Origin of the sequence: Flavobacterium sp. PL02, from assembly GCF_035013205.1 — a bacterium.
GTDB lineage: Bacteria > Bacteroidota > Bacteroidia > Flavobacteriales > Flavobacteriaceae > Flavobacterium.
On the sequence record NZ_JAYGJP010000007.1, the window covers coordinates 37987 to 56133 of the forward strand.

An 18147-nucleotide genomic window follows, 5' to 3' on the forward strand; every position below is an offset into this window, starting at 1 on the left:
AATGTTTTTTACAAATTCATTCCTCCCGAAACCTCAATACGTTGCGCATTAATCCATCGGGCATCTTCGGTACATAAAAAAGCTACAACACCACCAATGTCATCTGGTAATCCGGCACGACCTAATGCGGTTACAGATTTTACGTAATCATTATATTGCTGGATGTCTCTAACGGCTCCACCACCAAAATCGGTTTCTATTGCTCCGGGAGCTACAACATTGGCAGTGATTTTTCGGTTACCAAGTTCCTTTGCAAGGTATTTTGTAAATGTTTCTATCGCACCTTTCATCGAAGCATAAGCAGAATAACCAGGTCCTGTAAAGCGCGCTAATCCTGTTGAGATATTAATTATTCGACCGCCATCTTGTAAAAAAGGCAATGCTTTTTGGGTCAGGAAATAAACACCTTTATAATTGATATTCATTAACTGGTCAAATTGTTCTTCGGTAGTTTCAGCGAAGGGAGCATTTATTCCGATACCAGCATTATTGATTAAAAAATCAAAGCGTTCTGTATTGAAAGTCTCTTTTAATACAGCTGTAATTTGGTTGTAAAAAGTATCAAAACTCTTTATATCTCCTCCAGTATTAAGTTGTAATGCAATTGCTTTTTGTCCTAGTTTTTCAATTTCGGCTACAACAGCTTTAGCTTCATCTTCGTTACTATTATAAGTAAGTATTACATTAATTCCTTTTTTAGCAATGCTTATTGCCATATTTCTTCCTAATCCTCTGCTACCACCAGTTACCAAGGCTATTTTTGTGTTTGTTGTCATTTTGATTCTTTTATTGTTATTAATTGGCATTCATTTGGTTAAATGCTGTTTTTAAATCGGCAGCACTTGCATTAGCTCTTGTTTCGCTAGATCCAAATGTAAGTTGGTCTTTTCCTTCTTTTAATTGTTCAAAAATAGATTCGATAAAACTTTCTACACTTGGTGCAGCATTATGCAAACTGATACCACCAAGGTCAGTATTTAATGCAGGCGGAATTATTTCGATTACCTCAATATTGTTTGCTTTAAGCAAATGACGAAGAGACAAAGTAAATGAACGAAAAAAGGCTTTTGTAGCCGAATAAACAGGTACTTTGGCATAAGGAGAAAAAGAAAGTCCCGACGTTACATTCATAACCGTTTTAAGCGATTTTAAATTAATAAAAAGAGAGATTAGATGTAGAGGAGCTTCAATATTGGTTGCTATTTCAGTTTTTGCGCGTTCAAAGAAATCTTCGTCAGAAACATTCATCCATTGCTGAATCCCTGCATTATTTACAAGAACATTTAGATCGCTGTGATTTTCGGATATCCATTTATAAAGATTTATTCGTTCAGATTCAATCGATAAATCACATATTCTAGTAATTACTGTTGGGAATTTATCGGTAAGTTCTTTTAAGACAGATTTACGTCTTCCGCAAACAATCACAGTATTATTTTCTTTAATAAATCTTTCGGTAAGTCCCAAGCCAATACCGCTTGCGCCACCAGTAATTAGTATTTTATTGTTCAGTAATTCCATTGCTATATTTATTTTTAAATTGATAAGACAAAGGTAGGAACGAAGTAAAACTGGAGAGTTGCAAATATCAATCTGATGTTTGCGAAATTCAAATCAGACGAATTATGTACGAAATGATAATGGTGTAAGTGTAGTTTGTTTTTTGAAAAAATTAGAAAAGTGCGCTAGTTCTTCAAAACCAAGTGAATATGCGATTTCAGATACATTCCAATCCGTTTCTTTTAATAGAATTTTGGCTTCCTGTGTTAGTCGGCTACTTATTAATTCGGTAGTAGTTTTGCCTGTATTTTCTTTAAGTACTTTATTAAAATGATTTACATGAATAGATAATCGTGTTGCAAAATCTTTAGCAGTTTTTAATTCCAATCTTTGGTGTGGAGATTCTATAGGGAATTGTCTCTCAAGTAACTCTATAAATAATGAAGAAACTCTAGCTGCGGAATTATGCTTGGAATATAAAGCTGTTATGGGCTGTAACTTTTGCCCAAAATGGATTAACTCAGATACATAATTACGAATTAAATCGTATTTGTAAAGGTAGTCAGAATTGATTTCTTTGTGTATCTTTTGGAATATGAATTCAATTTCTGTAGATTCTTCATCCGTTAATAGAAAAATTGGATATCCATCAGATTTAAAAATAGGAAGTTCATCGAGTTCTATTCCGTTTTTATTTCCTGTTATAAATTCAGATGTAAAAACGCAAAAATGCCCCGATTGATATATGTCTTGTGGAACATAATGATAAGGAATTTTTGGAGTAGCAAACAAAATAGCATTTTTCTCAATATCAATTACTTTGTCGGCGTATTCGGCTCTGTTTTTACCTCTTATTAAACTTATTTTGTAGTATGCTCTTCGGTCATAAGGCATAAAAGGTTTTTCTCGGAGTTTTTCCCAAAGTTCTTTTGTATTGAAAACATTAAAGTGACCGATTTCTTTTTTAATATCATTCGGTAATAACGAACTTGGTTCAATATCCGAACCTTCAGTGAGATTTTTATAAAACTCGTCTATAGATGTTGTTTTCATACCAAATGATTTGTGAAATTCAAATATACGAAATTTGGTTATTTGTTTATTGTTGTTGGTTTATAGTTGATTGTTTATAGTTGATTGTTTATAGTTGATTGTTGATAGTTTAAAGTTGTTGGTTGCATTTATACTAAAAAAGTGTTCCTTGTATTAATTCTGGTTGTGTATTACCGTTGAATTGAAATGTATCGATTACTGAAAATTGTTTTACCACTTCGTTAAATTGTCTTAGTACAATACTATCGCATATAAAGTTGGTATTAATTGTAGTAAATAGTCGGTTTGCAATTTCGATATTTTCAGGAGTTAATCTTCTTGCAATAGATAGATGCGGATTATCGCTTTTTTTCATATTCGGAATAACAAGTGATTGGTGAACCCGTTTCATAATTGGTTTTAATTTGTTTCTGGAAACCTCGTTTGGAGTTATTACAAACGCTCCATTAGGGTAAGAATCAAATTTATCGAGTTGTACCTCAAAAGGTTCAAAAGAATCGCATAAACGGCTTAATTTAGCTTTAACTATTTCAAGTTCTTTATCCGTAGCTTTAAATTCGCAAATGGTGATATGCGCAACTGAATTTTTGCTGTTAAACCATTTTATTTCATCAGCCAATTGTTCTTTCATTGATTTAATCAAAGCGATAGTCGCCTCTGGAGGATATATAGCTACTGAATAATGCTTTTGCATGGTGGTTTCGTTTTGAAGCAAAATTAAGGAATAAATCTTTTTTAAAGGTTCAAAGGTTCAAAGGTGCAGAGGTTCAAAGATTTTCTGTAGAGACGCACCGTACATAAACAGATTTATTTACTACTTATGATGAACGGTTTTATTAAATTTAGTTTTGCTTTCAAAATATTTTAAAGCATCATTGATAGCGACTTCAGTATGTCTGTAATTTATTCCTAATTCATGGATGGATTTTTCATTAGAATAAAAATTATCAATACAAAGTGCTTTCATGTTGGTAGAACTAATGCTGGTTTTAATTTTTAATAATCTAATACCATCTCCCAAATAGCCTAATCCTATTAAAACTTGTTTTGGGATTTTTATCATAATTGGGTTTTGATTTGCAATTATATTCAGCTTCTTGAAAAATTCGAAGTAACTGAGGTTTTTATTAGCCAAAATATATTTTTCTTTATTCTTCCCTTTTTCTAAACTCTTGATAATTCCAGAAGCAACATCCTTTACATGAACAAAGTTTTTTCCTCCTGGCGGATAAAACAGAATCTTCTTTTTCCAGACCATTAAGATAATTCTCCCTGAACTTGGTTTAGTGTCATAAGCGCCAAGCATAAAAGTTGGATTTACTATCAAAACTTCAATTTTATTACTTTTTTGCAATAAATACTCTTCGGTTTCTAATTTACTTTTGGCATAAAATGAAGTTGTAAAAGGTAATTTTATCTTCTTCGTTTCATCTCCCAAATCAGTCAGAGAACCAAATCCTAATGTATTTGCTGTGCTAACAAAAATAAATTTTTTGACCTTGCAGTAAATAGCCGCATTGAATAATTGGATAGTAGCATCGTAATTTATTTTTTGATAATCATGATAATAAATTAAGTTTTGATTTGTTTCGGCAGCAATATGTATCACAAAATCCACATCGTTTAATGCTGAGGTTAAATCATCGAATAAATTGCCTTGATATAATTCCAGATTTGAATGTTTCTGACCTTCAAATTTGGCTTTATCACGTATTAATCCTTTTACAAAAAAATCATTGTCTAATAATGTTTCGACCAGATTAGTACCTAGTAAACCACTAACACCTGTTACAAATACTTTTTTCATGATACAATTTCTCTTTTAATAGCTCGTGTCATTAATGGCAATCGTATTCCTATGGGTAAAATTTTTAGTATTGCCCAACTTATAGGATTTACCATGATTACACTATCTTTTTTAAATAATTGTTTGATGCAATATTGTGCAACTTTTTCGGGATCTAATAAAGTTAGTTTTCCTAAAAAACCTTGTTTCTCTATTCTGGCTTTAATCTCGTCGTTGGTTTTCATTGCGCCAGGATTTACAACACTTACAAATACGTTTGTATCTTTTAATTCCTGATATAAACCTCTGGAAAAAGAATGGATAAAGGTTTTGGATGCAGGATAAACAGTTTTGTAACCAATGGGAGAAAAAGCTGCCATACTCGAAACATTTAGGATATAAGATTGTTTTTGCTTCATTAAATTAGGCAATAACTGATGCGTAAGGATGGATGTTGCCACAACATTTACCTGCATAATGGTATTGATATAATCGACCTTGGCATCGACAAACTTTTTTGTCCCGCCAGTTCCGGCATTATTAATTAAGATATGAACATTAAAGTTTTCGTTTATCCAATTAGAAAGCGCTATAACATTATCAGAAACAGCTAAATCGGTTTCGAAGTAAGATGTTTTTACATTGTATTTGGTAGTAATTTCATTGGATAAATCCAAAAGTCCCTGATTGGGTAAACTTACCAATATGAGGTTCATTTTTCTTTTGGCAAATTCCAAAGCAAATTCTTTTCCTAATCCCTGACTTGCACCTGTGATGACAACAAATGATTCTTCTGATTTTTTTTCGGCTGACATAATCTCTAATTTATTGAAGCAAATGTAGATTTGATTATAACCGTAAATGTTCGTGTTTATAAATGAGAACCAATTTTATTTTCATGTAACTATTTGGAAATGAGTTGTCGGTTTTAGGTAAAAGTTCGAACTTATAAACTTGGACTATTCTTTTTGTACTCGGATGGAGTTTGATTGGTGATTTTTTTGAATGTATTATTAAATGAAGTTTTCGAGTTGAAGCCAGATTCGTATGCAATCCCTAAAATAGAAAGATTGTTCATTTCTTCTTTTACTAATAGTTCTTTTGCTTTTTGGACACGATATTTATTAATGAACTGAAAGAAGTTTTCGTTAAAGCCTGAATTAATAGCATAGGATACTTGGTGTGGCGTACGATTTACGAGTTCGGATAATTTTATAAGATTTAGTTCACTATCCAGATAAGGTTTTTGCTCAAGCATTATACGATTTAGCTCTGTTTTTATAACAATCAATTCGTCATCAGAAATCACTTTTCGTTTTATTTCGATTAGTTCTTCTTGCTCATTTATTAGGATTATCTCTGAGCGTTGTTTTTCATCCAACGGAAAAATCTCTTTTTGTTTAAGAGAGTAATACGCAATAACGAAGATTATAATTAACGAAGCACTATTTATAAATACGTTTAGTGTCGAGGAATAAAAAAACACATTATAAACCGTAATAATTAAGCTCATTGATAGGATTAATAAAATAATGTATTCTAACCAATTTAAGTCAATTTCATTTGCATTAGATGAAAAAAGAAGTGTATTTTTTTTGTGTTTTCTAATCTTTAAATATGAAGCTAAGGCATAGAAAACTGATTGTGTTAGCATAAGTGTAATCGAAAGTAATTTAAGAGAAGTTGAGTTTTCTTTTGATCTTAGAAGCAATACAAAAAAGAATACTATTGGGAGAATGAGGTATTTAAAATCGGATTTGCTGAATTTATAATTGGGATTTGTAAAAAACACAATACTAAAATAAAACACTAGAGGAGTAGTAAACTGAATAAAGTGGATAAACGAATTTAAAGGTTCACTTACTTTGTGATTGCCCAAGAATAAAGAAATTTCATCAATCCAGAATGTTGCCCATAAAAACAGAAATATTCCGAAACAAAAATTAGCTTTTTTATTTACGTTTAGAGGATTAGTTATCTTAAGAAATGAAAGCAGAATGAGCGACCCGAAAATCAAAATTATTATTAAGGAATTAAGTTCGCTTATGTTCATTACGCTTTTATTTAAAATAGTTTATCAAATTTAAGCATTTCGGCTTTTGATAAACTTTTTAAGTTAAAAAACTGTATAAGGAAGATAGCAGGTTTGTTTGGAATTTAAATGAATGTTACCAAATATATAAAGGTTTAGGTTTTTATGAAAAATCACAAAATTAAGTTTGAAAAGATTTTTTATGTTTTTTAGGATTCAATATATTAGCAAAAAAAATATCAATGCCAAGTTACTTAAAAAGCGAATAGCCTAAAAATGGATATTCGCTTTTTTATTTGTTATAATCGGTTATTTTTGTTTAAATTAGAATTATAAATTTATCGCAGGACATTCACATTCATATCGCTCTTTTTTGCAGAATAAATTTATTCCTAATGTAATTTGATGATATGCTCCGCTATCAAATTGTATATCGCCTATAACTTTAGAATACGTGTATGCAAACATAAATTTTTTGTACTTAGCGCCCAAAATAGGAGTTACGTATTGTAGGTTTTGTTTAGAAACATCAATACCATTATAATATTCGGTACCGTTAAAATTTCTTCGGTATGACAAGGCTGCCCATATATTACCTTCTCCAATTTTTTTATAAGCTTTTAAGTTAATGTCGATTATTTTTTCTTTGGTTTTATCAACTAGCTGAAAAAGGAATGAAGGTTCTATCCATATTCTTTTTTTGCTCCCAAAAGTATATCCTGCACTCAAAAGATATTTTCGGATATTTTTACTTTCATATTCAGTATATAACTGACGTCTTGTTTCGAGAGCACCTTGAACTGTTGCGTGGGTATAAAAATTTAGATAATTATAAGACGCTCCAAAATCAACATTAAAGTAAGAATCTTTTAAGACGCCTCCGTTAACAATTGGATCAAAACCAATGAATGAAGTTTCGTCTAACTGACTTTGAATAACTCCAGCATTCATACCAAATGAAAGTTGATTTAAGTCCATTTCATCTCTTGAAAAAAGAATATGATAAGCATAAGTAAGTTTAATTCCTTTTTGAGAGTGATATCCATTTTTATCATTAAAGAGTATGATACCTGCACCAGTTCTATCTCCAATTCGGCTGCTAAGACTTAATGTTTGAAGCGAAGGCGCATCGTCTTGTCCAGACCATTGGCTGCGTGATGTTACTCTTAATTTAGTACAATCAGAAGCTCCTGCCATTGATGGATGTATCAGGTAATAGTTGTCTGATAAATAATCGGAGTATATAGGAATTCCTTCTTGAGAATAAGAAAAGGAAAATATAAATAATAAAAGAACTGAAAATCTAATTTTAGTATATATCAAAGCCGTAAATGGTATTTATTAAACTGTAATAGGGTATTATACTGAAATACACTTGTTTTCACGATATAATAAACACCTGGATTTTTGCAAAGTAAGCTCAGAAAGGATGGATTTATTGCTGTAATAAGATATAAAAATAGCTGAATAAGACATTTTTAGTTTAGGAAAGGTACAGAGGTACTAAGGCTCTGAGGTGCTAAGGTTGCTTAGTTTTTGTTTGAAATAATCGTTGTGATTTATGACTTTTTTTTAAGGCTCTAAGGTACTAAGAGGCAAAGGTTCAAAGGTTTTTTTAGGAAAGGTACAGAGGTACAGGCTCTGAGGTGCTGAGGTTGCTTAGTTTGTGTTTAAAATAATCGTTGTGATTTATGACTTCTTTCTTAAGGCTCTAAGGTACTAAGAGGCAAAGGTTCAAAGGTTGCTTAGTTTGTGACTTTTACGTAAATAAAAAACAATAGTAAGAAATCCGTTTTTATCTGTGTTGTCGCTTTAGCGAATCTGTTTTATCCGTGTTCCCTCTATAGGCAATCAATAAATATACACACGTCTTAGAATTTACAATTTCTTGAAATCGCTAGGATTCATGTTTTTTCTTTTCTTGAAGTAATTTGATAAATGACTTTCGTCTGTAAAGCCAAATTCGTAGGCAATTTGCTTGATGGGCATTTGGTTGTTGGTAATTCTTTTTTCGATTAATATCGTTCTTAGGTTATTGATATAATCACGATAACTAATGGCGAATGTTCTTTTAAAATAGGCGCTAAAATAGGTTTCGGCTATATTAAAATGAGCAGAAATTGCTTTTATCTGAACCAGTTTTGGGTAATAAATATTCTGATGGACATAAGATGTGATTTGCTCGCTATCAAAATGATTTCCTTGTGCTTTAGGATTCATACCACGCATGGTTTCTTTGATTAATCCAAAGATTGAAAGGATCTGATAGAATACAATTGGAGAAGTTGTTACATCTATTCGGCTGTTGTAAGCTGTAATGTTTTCTATTGTGTTTTTTAGGATTGTTTTACAAGGCTCATCTAATTTTAGAACGGTTTCTTTTAGGAGTTTATCCCGCATAAAACACTCTGGAGTATTGAGTAATAAATCATCACAGAAAAGACTTTTATTAGAATTGAAATAATTATCTGTGAATTTTATATATACAAATCGAGTGCATTTCTTGATATCAAAACAATGTTCATCTTCGGGCGAAATTACAAATAGGTCACCAGTTTTGTACGGAAGTAAGTTTTGATTGAGATGATGAATTCCATTGCCTTTTACGATATAAATAATTTCATAATAGGTATGGCCATGAAAAGGAAGGTGAAATTTTTCTTCTTCAAAATCATCTATAACAAGTGTTTCAAATTGATTTAATTTCGGCATGCTCGATATGTACAAGTTAATATCGTAAATATACAACTTATTTTAACATTGCCGGATGTAAATTTGCTGCATAGAAAATCTATTCCTTTTCTATAAAAAATCAAATGAAAAAAAGTCTTATTGCGCTCTCATTGGGCGGTTTAACTATTGGGATCACAGAGTTTGTGATGATGGGTTTATTGCCTGATATTGCTCAGAATATGAATGTTTCTATTCCTGTAGCAGGATATTTAATTTCTGCTTATGCATTAGGTGTTGTAATTGGTGCACCATTATTAGTTATTATAGGAAGAAATTATCCGCCAAAGAAAATGCTTTTAATTCTGGCAATGATGTTGGCTGTATTTAATGCTCTTTCGATTATTGCGCCTACTTACGAAATATTATTTGCATCGAGATTATTATCGGGCTTACCTCACGGAGCTTTTTTTGGGGTGGGAGCTGTTGTAGCGAGCCGACTTGCTGATAAAGGAAAAGAAGCACAGGCTGTTTCTATTATGTTTTCGGGATTAACATTGGCAAATTTAATAGGTGTTCCTATCGGAACTTATATTGGGCATCATTTTTTATGGCGTTATACATTTGTACTTATTGCTGTAATCGGATTACTTACGTTTCTTTTTATTTATTTATGGATGCCAAATCTGGAATCTAATAAAAGCGAAAGTATGAAAACTCAATTGCAGTTTTTTAAGAAAACTGAGGCTTGGTTAATAATTGCAATTACAGCAATAGGTTTTGGAGGATTGTTTTCCTGGATTAGTTATATCGCGCCTTTGCTAACAAATGTATCTGGTTTCTCGCCAGAGAATGTTTCGTACATTTTAATTTTAGCAGGATTAGGAATGGTGATAGGGAATTTTATAGGAGGTAAATTAGCTGATAAATTTTCGGCAGCAACTACTGTTATAATGTTGCTTTTTGTAATGGCTATCGATTTGCTTTTGGTTTATTTCTTTTCATATAATCAGTATGCGTCTTTATTTTTGACCTTCTTAACAGGATGTGTTTCGTTTTCGATTGTAGCACCAATCCAGATGTTAATGATTCAGACGGCAACGGGTGCCGAAATGATTGCTTCGGCAGCGATTCAGGCAAGTTTTAATATAGGAAATGCATTAGGAGCCTTTTTAGGAGGATTGCCTCTAATAGCTGGTTACAGTTATGCTTCACCAAATTTAATAGGAGTTGGAATGTCATTTCTGGGAATACTCTTTACCTTTATATTTATACAAAGAAAAAAATACGTGATGCAATTACAAAGAGTTTAAAAATGAATATATTTATAAAAGACAAGTCAAATAGGCTTGTCTTTTTGTTTACAGATATAGCTTTTGCTCATTTGGTTACATGAAATAAAAGATTATTTTTACTTTACTGATGTAGGTTTTGATAGCAATACTTAAATTGATTTTAGAATGAATAACGAGAAAAAACTTAATGCTGTTTCTTACGGTGAAGTACTTTGGGACGTTTTTGGAAACGAAAAGAAAATAGGAGGTGCTCCGCTTAATGTTGCTTTACGTATGAAAGCATTGGGTTGTAATGTTGCGATGATAAGTTGTGTAGGTAATGATACAGACGGAATAGCAATAATAAATCAGGTTAAAAATCTAGGTCTCGAAACCGATGCTATTATCAAATCGGAAGAATTTCCGACTGGTTTAGTTCAGGTTTCTTTAAATGAAAATGGATCGGCTAGTTATGAAATTAATTATCCATCGGCATGGGATAAAATTGTTTTAAATGAAACGGCAAAAAAGTTGGTTACTCAAGCCGATGTACTTATTTACGGGAGTTTGGTTTGTAGGGATTCTGTTTCTCGTTTAGCATTAGAAGAATTGCTTCAAAATGATCTTTACAAGGTTTTTGATGTAAACTTAAGGAAACCGCATTACTCGTATGATATAATCGAGAAGTTAATGCAATCGGCTAGTTTTATAAAGTTTAATGACGAAGAGTTGCAGGAAATTGCCTCGGCTATGGGGTCGCCTTATGTTGGTTTAGAGGAAAACATAGCATTTATTGCTAAAAAAACAAATGCTAAAGCCATGTGTATAACCAAGGGTAAAAATGGAGCATCATTATTATGGGAAGGCAAATTGTATCATAATAGCGGTTACTCGATAAAAGTTGTAGATACTGTAGGAGCAGGAGATTCCTTTCTTGCAACATTAATTAGTTCATTACTTACGGGTAAATCTCCGCAGGAATCAATAAATCTTGCTTGCGCAGTTGGAGCTTTAGTAGCAGGATCGGGAGGAGCAAATCCTGAGATTTCCTATTCTAAAATAGAAGAGTTAATGCTAAAATAATCTTAGATCTTTCATTTTTTTTAATGAATAATAACAAAAAAAAAACACTCCTTTTGAGAGTGTTTTTCTGCTTTTGGACATTAAAATAATCTAAGATGTGGTATTTGTGGTATTAATATTTTACAAAGATATTGGTGTAGTATTTTCTGCCATTAATAGGGTTTTCGGTAACCGAAATACCAAAATTGCTATAATCTCCTGTAATGTTTTTTTTGTGTTCAGGACTAGCTAACCAAGCATCGAGTGCAGCTTTTGGGGTGTTGTAATTATAGGCAATATTCTCGCTTACTTTTATAACACCAAGCGCTTTAATGATGTCTTCAGAACGAGCTACAAAATCATCATGGCTTACAATATTATTAGTAATCATGTAATTATTATGTTCTTCGGATTTAACAGAAACGTAGTTTATTTTTTCTAATGTGTTTAAACCGATACTAGTTCTATATTCGTTTATTAAATCTATTACTTCTAATTCTGCTGGAGTATAATTATAGTCTACTACAATTTCAGAAATAGGCTTTGTTGTTTCATTGCTATTGCTACTATCATTAGAGCATGAATGTAGCGTAAATACTATTGTGATTAATGATATAATTAGACTTATGTTTTTTGCCATAATAAAAAATAATTTACTGATTCAGTTAGATTTATTTGATACGGCAAAGGTCTGGTCAATTTATTTTAATGCATATCTGTATAGGGTTTAAAATCAATAGAATAAGGTTTTTTTTAAGTTTTGTAATGTAAAGATTCTGAGAGATAAAGGCTTAGTTTATGCTTGAAGTAATCGTAATTTTGTTTTTTCTGTGAAAAAGAAATCTTCGCAGGAATTAATAAGTATTGCTTGTGCAGCAGGAACTTTTAGAGCAGAGTTGACTGAAATAAGATTTGAAATTTCTATTCTAGAGTAGAAGAGTTAATGCAGAGAGTATAAGCTAATAGATTAATATTTTACAAAGATGTTTGTGTAATATTTTCTTCCATTAATAGGATGTTGTCTCACCGAAATACCAAAGTTAGTATAATCGGCCATAATATTTTTTTTATGTTCGGGACTATTTAACCAAGCATCTAAGGCTTCTTGCGGAGTATTATAATTATAAGCAATGTTCTCACTGACTTTAATAACACCTAAAGTTCTGACAATGTCTTTTAATCGAACTGCGAAGTTATCATGACTTACAGCATTATTGACCATCATATAATTAGTATGTTCTTCGGCTTTAAGTGAAAGATAGTTTATTGTTCCTAGCGTATTTAGGCCTTTGCTAACTCTGTATTTGTTTATTAAGTCCATTGTTTCTAGTTCTATAGGGGTGTAATTGTATTCTACAACAACTATGGGGATAGGTTCTGGTTCATTGCTAATGCTTGTATCGTTAGCACAGGAGTGGATAGTAAATAATATTACGATTACGGATGCTATTTGATTTATTTTTTTTGCCATAATAAAATATATTTTATTAACTCGTAGGCTGTAATTACTCCGTCTGTTTGCTTTGCTACCGTCATGAAAGTTTTATCTAACAGGTAAAGGGGAAATGATTTTTAACTTTCAAAAAAAAGACGCTTTTTTTATTTAAAACAGATATAGCTTATTAGCCGAAAGAAATAGTTTTGTTTGCTTATACCAAGCTCTGTTGCTCAGTTTTTAAATTAATTTACACCCAGCGGGTATTTTTTATTAATTGTAATGTAGTTGTTTATTACAGTAAAGTTCGGTTAAAATATTTTAAGTTATATATGTATATTACTTAAAATCAATGTAATATGTATTTATTTTTTCTTTATATTATGTTTTTTTCTTTAGAGGTTCAAAGGTTCTAAGTGGCAGAGGTTCAAAGGAGCAAAGGAGCAAAGGTTCAAAGGTGCTGAGGTACTAAGGTTCAATGGTTTCTGTAGAGGCGCACCGCAGTGCGTCTCTCGTAATATATTCCACAAGCCTAATCCTAAAAACCAAAACAAAAAAATCTGCAAAATCTGCGTGAACCAAAATTAACGTAACGCTGAAATTCACTATGTGAGATACGCAGCAGTGCGTCTTAAATGTTGAGGGTTTAGTTCAAAGGTGCTGAGGTACTAAGGTTCAATGGTTTCTGTAGAGGCACACCGCAGTGCGTCTCTCGTAATATATTCCACAAGCCGAATCCTAAAAACCAAAACAAAAAAAATCTGTAAAATCTGCAAAATCTGCGTGAACCAAAATTAACGTAACACTGAAATATATTATGGGAGAAGCACAGCAGTGCGTCTTAAATGTTGAGAGTTTAGTTCAGAGGTTCAAAGGTTCAAAAGGTTCAAAGGTTCAAAGGTTCAAAGGTTCAAAGTGGCAGAGGGACAAAGGTGCTGAGGTACTAAGGTTTTTGTAGGGACGCATAGCAGTGTGTCTAGAATATTGAGGGTATTTACTCTTGTTTTTAGAAGTACAAAGATGCAAACATACTGGGGTTATAGGGTCTTTTGTAGGGATGTATAGCAGGGTGTTTAAAATATTGAGAGTATTTACTCTTTTTTGTTCAAAGGTTCAAAGGTGCTGAGGTATTAAGGTTCAATGGTTTTTTTGTAGAGGCGCACTGCAGTGCGTCTCCCGTAATATATTCCACAAACCGAATCCTAAAACCAAAAAAATCTGCAAAATCTGCGTGAACCAAAATTAACGTAACGCTAAAATGTATTATGGGAGGAGCACAACGTTACGTTTTAAATATCAAAAATTATTATTTGTTAAAACTCTTAATAAGGAAAGTATTCTGTAAAAAAAGTCAAAATTTTTATGAATTATTGATAGTATTTAACAGCATAAAAATTGTTTTATTAAAGAAGTTTTATTGTGATTAAAAATTAATTCGGTATTACATTAAAAATAAAAATTTGTTAACTTTTTTATGTTAGTAAATTTTTAATGTGTTGATTTTTAGTTTTTTAAATTAATTTATTTGTAAACTTTTTTATTTTGATTTTTTTAGTAGTTTAATTATTTTTAAATTTACATCAGAATTTAATATTAAAAATTATCAATATCATGGACAAATTATTAGCTACAAAAAACAATGCGATTATGTACACTCAAGAAGAGGTTGTACAAGCATCTTTAGAATATTTTAAAGGGGATAGTCTTGCTGCAACTGTTTGGGTAAGTAAGTATGCACTTAAAGATTCTGAAGGGAATATTTTTGAGTTATCTCCTAATGATATGCATCAACGTATTGCAAGTGAAATTGCTCGTATTGAAAAAAAGTATGTTAATCCGCTATCAGAAATTGAAGTTTTTGATTTGATAAAAGATTTTAAATATTTAGTTCCTCAAGGTAGTCCGATGACAGGAATTGGAAACCCATTTCAGGTTGCGTCATTATCAAATTGTTTTGTAATTGGTAATGATAATTCAGACTCGTATGGCGGAATCATGAAAACGGATCAGGAGCAAGTTCAGCTTATGAAACGTAGAGGAGGAGTTGGTCACGATTTATCTCATGTTCGTCCAAAAGGTTCGCCAGTAAGAAATTCGGCATTGACATCTACAGGATTAGTGCCATTTATGGAGCGTTATTCTAATTCGACTCGCGAAGTTGCACAAGATGGTCGTCGTGGCGCATTGATGCTTTCGGTATCTATTAATCATCCTGATGCAGCCGATTTTATTGATGCCAAAATGGAACAGGGAAAAGTTACTGGGGCAAATGTCTCTGTGCGTATTGATGATGAGTTTATGAAAGCTGTTAAGGCTGATGGAATATATGTTCAGAAATATCCAATATTTAGCGATAATCCTTTGTATTCTAAAGAAATTAAAGCCAAAGAACTTTGGAATAAAATTATTCATAATGCATGGAAATCTGCAGAACCAGGAATTTTGTTTTGGGACACTATCATTAAGGAATCTTTGCCTGATTGTTATGCCGATTTAGGGTACAAAACACTTTCTACAAACCCATGCGGAGAAATTCCGCTTTGCGCGTATGATTCTTGCCGTTTGTTGGCTATCAATTTATTGTCTTATGTAAATAATCCTTTTACTAAAGAGGCTTCTTTTGATTTTGAACTTTTCAAAAAACATGTAGCTGCAGCTCAAAGAATAATGGATGATATTATTGATCTTGAATTAGAAAAGATTGATGCTATATTAGGAAAAATAGATGCTGATCCAGAAAGTGATGAGGTAAAATTAGTAGAGAGAAATTTATGGCTTAATATCCGAAATAAAGCCAAAGAAGGTCGTCGTACCGGAATTGGAATTACTGCTGAAGGTGATATGCTTGCTGCGCTTGGATTACGTTACGGAAGTGATGAAGGAGTTGTATTTTCTGAAAAGATACATAAAACACTTGCTGTCGAGGCGTATCGTGGATCTGTAAACTTAGCCAAAGAACGTGGTATGTTTACTATTTATGATTCTGAAAGAGAAAAGAATAATCCGTTCTTACTTCGATTAAAAGAAGCCGATGAAGAGTTGTATTATGAAATGAAAGAACATGGTCGTCGTAATATTGCTTTACTTACTATAGCACCTACAGGAACAACAAGTTTAATGACGCAAACAACATCTGGAATTGAGCCTGTTTTCTTGCCAGTTTACAAACGCAGAAGAAAGGTAAATCCAAATGATAAAGATGCTCGTGTAGATTTTGTTGATGAGGTAGGAGATAGCTGGGAAGAATATGTTGTGTTTCATCATAGGTTTAAGGAATGGATGCTTATTAATGGATATGATATTACTAAAAATTACAGTCAGGAAGAAATAGATGAATTAGTAAAAAAATCTCCTTACTATAAAGCGACAAGTAATGATATCGACTGGTTAAGTAAGGTTCGTATGCAAGGTAAGATTCAGAAATGGGTAGACCATTCTATATCTGTTACCATAAATGTGCCTAACGAAACACCCGAAGAAATGGTAGATAAATTGTATATGGAAGCTTGGGAGGCAGGATGCAAAGGAGTTACTGTATATCGTGATGGTTCACGTTCGGGAGTACTTATTGCTAATACTGAAAAGAAAGAAGAAGCTGCTCCGACTGTACCAAGTATTTTTTCGACAAAACGCCCTCAGGTATTAGAAGCCGATGTGGTTCGTTTTCAGAATAGTAAAGATAAGTGGATTGCTTTTATCGGATTAATTGATGGCAGACCTTATGAAATTTTTACAGGTCTTGTAGATGATGAAGATGGAATTTTAATTCCGCGTTGGGTTTCGGAAGGGCTTATTATCAAAAATAAAAAAGAGGACGGAACTACTCGTTATGATTTTCAATATAAAAACACCAGAGGTTATAAAACAACCATCGAAGGGCTTTCGCATAAATTTAATCCTGAATACTGGAATTATGCTAAACTAATATCGAGTACTTTACGACATGGTATGCCTATAGATAAAGCTGTTGAGTTAGTTAGCAGTCTTCAGCTTGACGGTGAATCTATAAATACCTGGAAAAATGGTGTTGCGCGTGCCCTTAAACGTTATATCGTAGATGGTACAGAAGCTCATGGTCAAAAATGTAGTAATTGTAACTCTGAAAATCTTATATATCAAGAAGGTTGCCTTACTTGTAATGATTGTGGATCATCTAAATGTGGTTAAGAGCTTCAAGGTTTAAGGGAAGGGACAAAGGTTCAAAGAGACAAAGGTTCAAAGAGACAAAGGTTCTGAGATGCTGAGGTTCTAAGGTTTTTTAGAGGTTCAAAGGGGCAAAGTTTTGTGCAATATTGTCATTTTGAGAGAAGTCGAAGAATCTTCTTGAGAAACTCCATAATCTTTGTTGAAGGTGGTGTTAAAAAATTAACCGCAAAGGGCACAATGGTTTACGCTAAGAACGCAAAGTTTTGCGCGATATTGTCATTCTGAGTGGAGTCGAAGAATCTTCTTGAAAAACTCCATAATCTTTGTTGAAGATGGTGTTAAAAAAATAACCGCAAAGGGCAAAATGGTTTACGCAAAGAACGCAAAGTTTTAAATCTTTTTAATCTGTGACAAAAACAACAAAAAGATAGATTAAAACTATAAATTATATAAAATACGCCTGTAAGGATTTTCTTTGCAGGCGTTTTGCTTTTTGTTTAAAATAGAATACAGATAATGAGGATTCAGTTTTGTTGCTATAAGGCTATCATCTTAGAGTCTAAATTACAGTTTTTCATAAGTAGATTCTGTTCCATCGGCAGCTATAATACCATTAAAAATTACTAGTTTATTTCCTTCCAATAATACATATATTTTTTCTTTATTGTTATTAAATGTAAAACTGTAATTGGCTTTACTATTGTTTATTACTGTGTCTTCTGGGGTAATGGAAAAGATGCCGTCTTCTTCTTTTTTACCTTCATAATAGCGCTCATATTTTTGCCCTTCAAATTTAAGTAAAGTTCCATTTCCTGGTTTAAAGTTAGGATCTACTCTGGCGACTTGAATACCCTCGATATGACGGAGTTCCCAGCTTCCGTTTAACTCATCTGATACTGATTTTTTCTGACAACTAATAACGGTAAGAAATAGCATTATTACTGAGGCTTGCTTTAAAATATTTTTCATAAGGGTTATATGTAAGTGTTTAATTTATAGTGTGTTGTTTGTTGTTGATAAGAAACGAATTTAAACAAAAAATATGTGAATTGAAAGAAATGTTTGATTCTATGTGATTAAATCTATTTTTTATAAAGGACGGTTTTGCCCTTATTTTACTGAGACTTAATAAAGTTGATTTATTCTTATGTATTCTGAATCATACAGGTAGCATAACCAAACCTGAACA

The 18147-nt window shown here is 32.2% G+C and carries 15 protein-coding genes; 3 read left to right on the forward strand and 12 right to left on the reverse strand.

The window, feature by feature from the left end; all coding sequences use genetic code 11:
• Nucleotides 1-8: 8 nt before the first annotated feature.
• The 9 genes from SHI72_RS17785 to SHI72_RS17825 all read right to left on the reverse strand — a co-directional run bounded on the left by SHI72_RS17785 (nt 9) and on the right by SHI72_RS17825 (nt 9083).
• A complete protein-coding gene (locus tag SHI72_RS17785) occupies nt 9-776 on the reverse strand; it encodes an SDR family oxidoreductase (RefSeq protein ID WP_323490879.1) in 768 nt (255 codons plus the stop codon).
• A gap of 19 nt (nt 777-795) precedes the next feature.
• On the reverse strand, nt 796-1521 hold the full coding sequence (locus tag SHI72_RS17790; protein ID WP_323490880.1) for an SDR family oxidoreductase: 726 nt from the start codon (nt 1519-1521) through the stop codon (nt 796-798).
• Between the two features lie 102 nt (nt 1522-1623).
• A complete protein-coding gene (locus SHI72_RS17795) occupies nt 1624-2553 on the reverse strand; it encodes a helix-turn-helix transcriptional regulator (protein ID WP_323490881.1) in 930 nt (309 codons plus the stop codon).
• A 133-nt stretch (nt 2554-2686) separates the two neighbouring features.
• Nucleotides 2687-3247 carry a 2'-5' RNA ligase family protein gene (locus SHI72_RS17800; protein ID WP_323490882.1) on the reverse strand — a complete coding sequence of 187 codons (561 nt, stop codon included), beginning with the start codon at nt 3245-3247 and terminating at the stop codon, nt 2687-2689.
• 120 nt (nt 3248-3367) lie between these two features.
• Nucleotides 3368-4360, reverse strand: a complete 993-nt coding sequence (locus tag SHI72_RS17805; protein WP_323490883.1) for an NAD-dependent epimerase/dehydratase family protein — start codon at nt 4358-4360, stop codon at nt 3368-3370.
• Nucleotides 4357-5154 (reverse strand): SDR family NAD(P)-dependent oxidoreductase, encoded by a 798-nt coding sequence (locus SHI72_RS17810; protein WP_323490884.1) that lies wholly within the window; start codon nt 5152-5154, stop codon nt 4357-4359. The genes SHI72_RS17805 and SHI72_RS17810 overlap by 4 nt, the downstream gene beginning before the upstream one ends.
• Nucleotides 5155-5285: 131 nt before the next feature.
• Nucleotides 5286-6392 carry a helix-turn-helix domain-containing protein gene (locus tag SHI72_RS17815; RefSeq protein ID WP_323490885.1) on the reverse strand — a complete coding sequence of 369 codons (1107 nt, stop codon included), beginning with the start codon at nt 6390-6392 and terminating at the stop codon, nt 5286-5288.
• Between the two features lie 309 nt (nt 6393-6701).
• Nucleotides 6702-7691: a type IX secretion system membrane protein PorP/SprF gene (locus SHI72_RS17820; protein ID WP_039120250.1), complete on the reverse strand. Its 990-nt coding sequence runs from the start codon at nt 7689-7691 to the stop codon at nt 6702-6704.
• Nucleotides 7692-8249: 558 nt separating this feature from the next.
• Nucleotides 8250-9083, reverse strand: coding sequence for an AraC family transcriptional regulator (locus SHI72_RS17825; RefSeq protein WP_323490886.1), 834 nt, complete (start codon nt 9081-9083; stop codon nt 8250-8252).
• Nucleotides 9084-9187: 104 nt separating this feature from the next.
• On the opposite strand from SHI72_RS17825, the gene SHI72_RS17830 reads away from it, so the two are divergent.
• Together SHI72_RS17830 and SHI72_RS17835 are read left to right on the forward strand one after the other, a co-directional pair.
• Nucleotides 9188-10354, forward strand: a complete 1167-nt coding sequence (locus tag SHI72_RS17830) for an MFS transporter (protein WP_323490887.1) — start codon at nt 9188-9190, stop codon at nt 10352-10354.
• A 147-nt stretch (nt 10355-10501) separates the two neighbouring features.
• On the forward strand, nt 10502-11398 hold the full coding sequence (locus SHI72_RS17835) for a carbohydrate kinase (RefSeq protein WP_323490888.1): 897 nt from the start codon (nt 10502-10504) through the stop codon (nt 11396-11398).
• 112 nt (nt 11399-11510) lie between these two features.
• On the opposite strand, the gene SHI72_RS17840 is transcribed toward SHI72_RS17835, so the two are convergent.
• Both SHI72_RS17840 and SHI72_RS17845 read right to left on the reverse strand, forming a co-directional pair.
• Nucleotides 11511-12017: a CAP domain-containing protein gene (locus SHI72_RS17840; protein ID WP_323490889.1), complete on the reverse strand. Its 507-nt coding sequence runs from the start codon at nt 12015-12017 to the stop codon at nt 11511-11513.
• A gap of 327 nt (nt 12018-12344) precedes the next feature.
• On the reverse strand, nt 12345-12848 hold the full coding sequence (locus SHI72_RS17845) for a CAP domain-containing protein (RefSeq protein WP_323490890.1): 504 nt from the start codon (nt 12846-12848) through the stop codon (nt 12345-12347).
• Nucleotides 12849-14423: 1575 nt separating this feature from the next.
• On the opposite strand from SHI72_RS17845, the gene SHI72_RS17850 reads away from it, so the two are divergent.
• Nucleotides 14424-16979 carry an adenosylcobalamin-dependent ribonucleoside-diphosphate reductase gene (locus SHI72_RS17850; RefSeq protein ID WP_323490891.1) on the forward strand — a complete coding sequence of 852 codons (2556 nt, stop codon included), beginning with the start codon at nt 14424-14426 and terminating at the stop codon, nt 16977-16979.
• A 543-nt stretch (nt 16980-17522) separates the two neighbouring features.
• Here the strand turns inward: SHI72_RS17850 and SHI72_RS17855 are convergent.
• Nucleotides 17523-17927 carry a hypothetical protein gene (locus SHI72_RS17855; RefSeq protein WP_323490892.1) on the reverse strand — a complete coding sequence of 135 codons (405 nt, stop codon included), beginning with the start codon at nt 17925-17927 and terminating at the stop codon, nt 17523-17525.
• Between the last annotated feature and the right edge of the window lie 220 nt (nt 17928-18147).

Bases quoted from the DNA above. Each gene is read 5' to 3' on its own strand.
- SHI72_RS17785 (WP_323490879.1), bottom strand. From the start codon at position 776: ATGACAACAAACACAAAAATAGCCTTGGTAACTGGTGGTAGCAGAGGA.
- SHI72_RS17790 (WP_323490880.1), bottom strand. From the start codon at position 1,521: ATGGAATTACTGAACAATAAAATACTAATTACTGGTGGCGCAAGCGGT.
- SHI72_RS17795 (WP_323490881.1), bottom strand. From the start codon at position 2,553: ATGAAAACAACATCTATAGACGAGTTTTATAAAAATCTCACTGAAGGT.
- SHI72_RS17800 (WP_323490882.1), bottom strand. From the start codon at position 3,247: ATGCAAAAGCATTATTCAGTAGCTATATATCCTCCAGAGGCGACTATC.
- SHI72_RS17805 (WP_323490883.1), bottom strand. From the start codon at position 4,360: ATGAAAAAAGTATTTGTAACAGGTGTTAGTGGTTTACTAGGTACTAAT.
- SHI72_RS17810 (WP_323490884.1), bottom strand. From the start codon at position 5,154: ATGTCAGCCGAAAAAAAATCAGAAGAATCATTTGTTGTCATCACAGGT.
- SHI72_RS17815 (WP_323490885.1), bottom strand. From the start codon at position 6,392: ATGAACATAAGCGAACTTAATTCCTTAATAATAATTTTGATTTTCGGG.
- SHI72_RS17825 (WP_323490886.1), bottom strand. From the start codon at position 9,083: ATGCCGAAATTAAATCAATTTGAAACACTTGTTATAGATGATTTTGAA.
- SHI72_RS17830 (WP_323490887.1), top strand. From the start codon at position 9,188: ATGAAAAAAAGTCTTATTGCGCTCTCATTGGGCGGTTTAACTATTGGG.
- SHI72_RS17835 (WP_323490888.1), top strand. From the start codon at position 10,502: ATGAATAACGAGAAAAAACTTAATGCTGTTTCTTACGGTGAAGTACTT.
- SHI72_RS17840 (WP_323490889.1), bottom strand. From the start codon at position 12,017: ATGGCAAAAAACATAAGTCTAATTATATCATTAATCACAATAGTATTT.
- SHI72_RS17845 (WP_323490890.1), bottom strand. From the start codon at position 12,848: ATGGCAAAAAAAATAAATCAAATAGCATCCGTAATCGTAATATTATTT.
- SHI72_RS17850 (WP_323490891.1), top strand. From the start codon at position 14,424: ATGGACAAATTATTAGCTACAAAAAACAATGCGATTATGTACACTCAA.
- SHI72_RS17855 (WP_323490892.1), bottom strand. From the start codon at position 17,927: ATGAAAAATATTTTAAAGCAAGCCTCAGTAATAATGCTATTTCTTACC.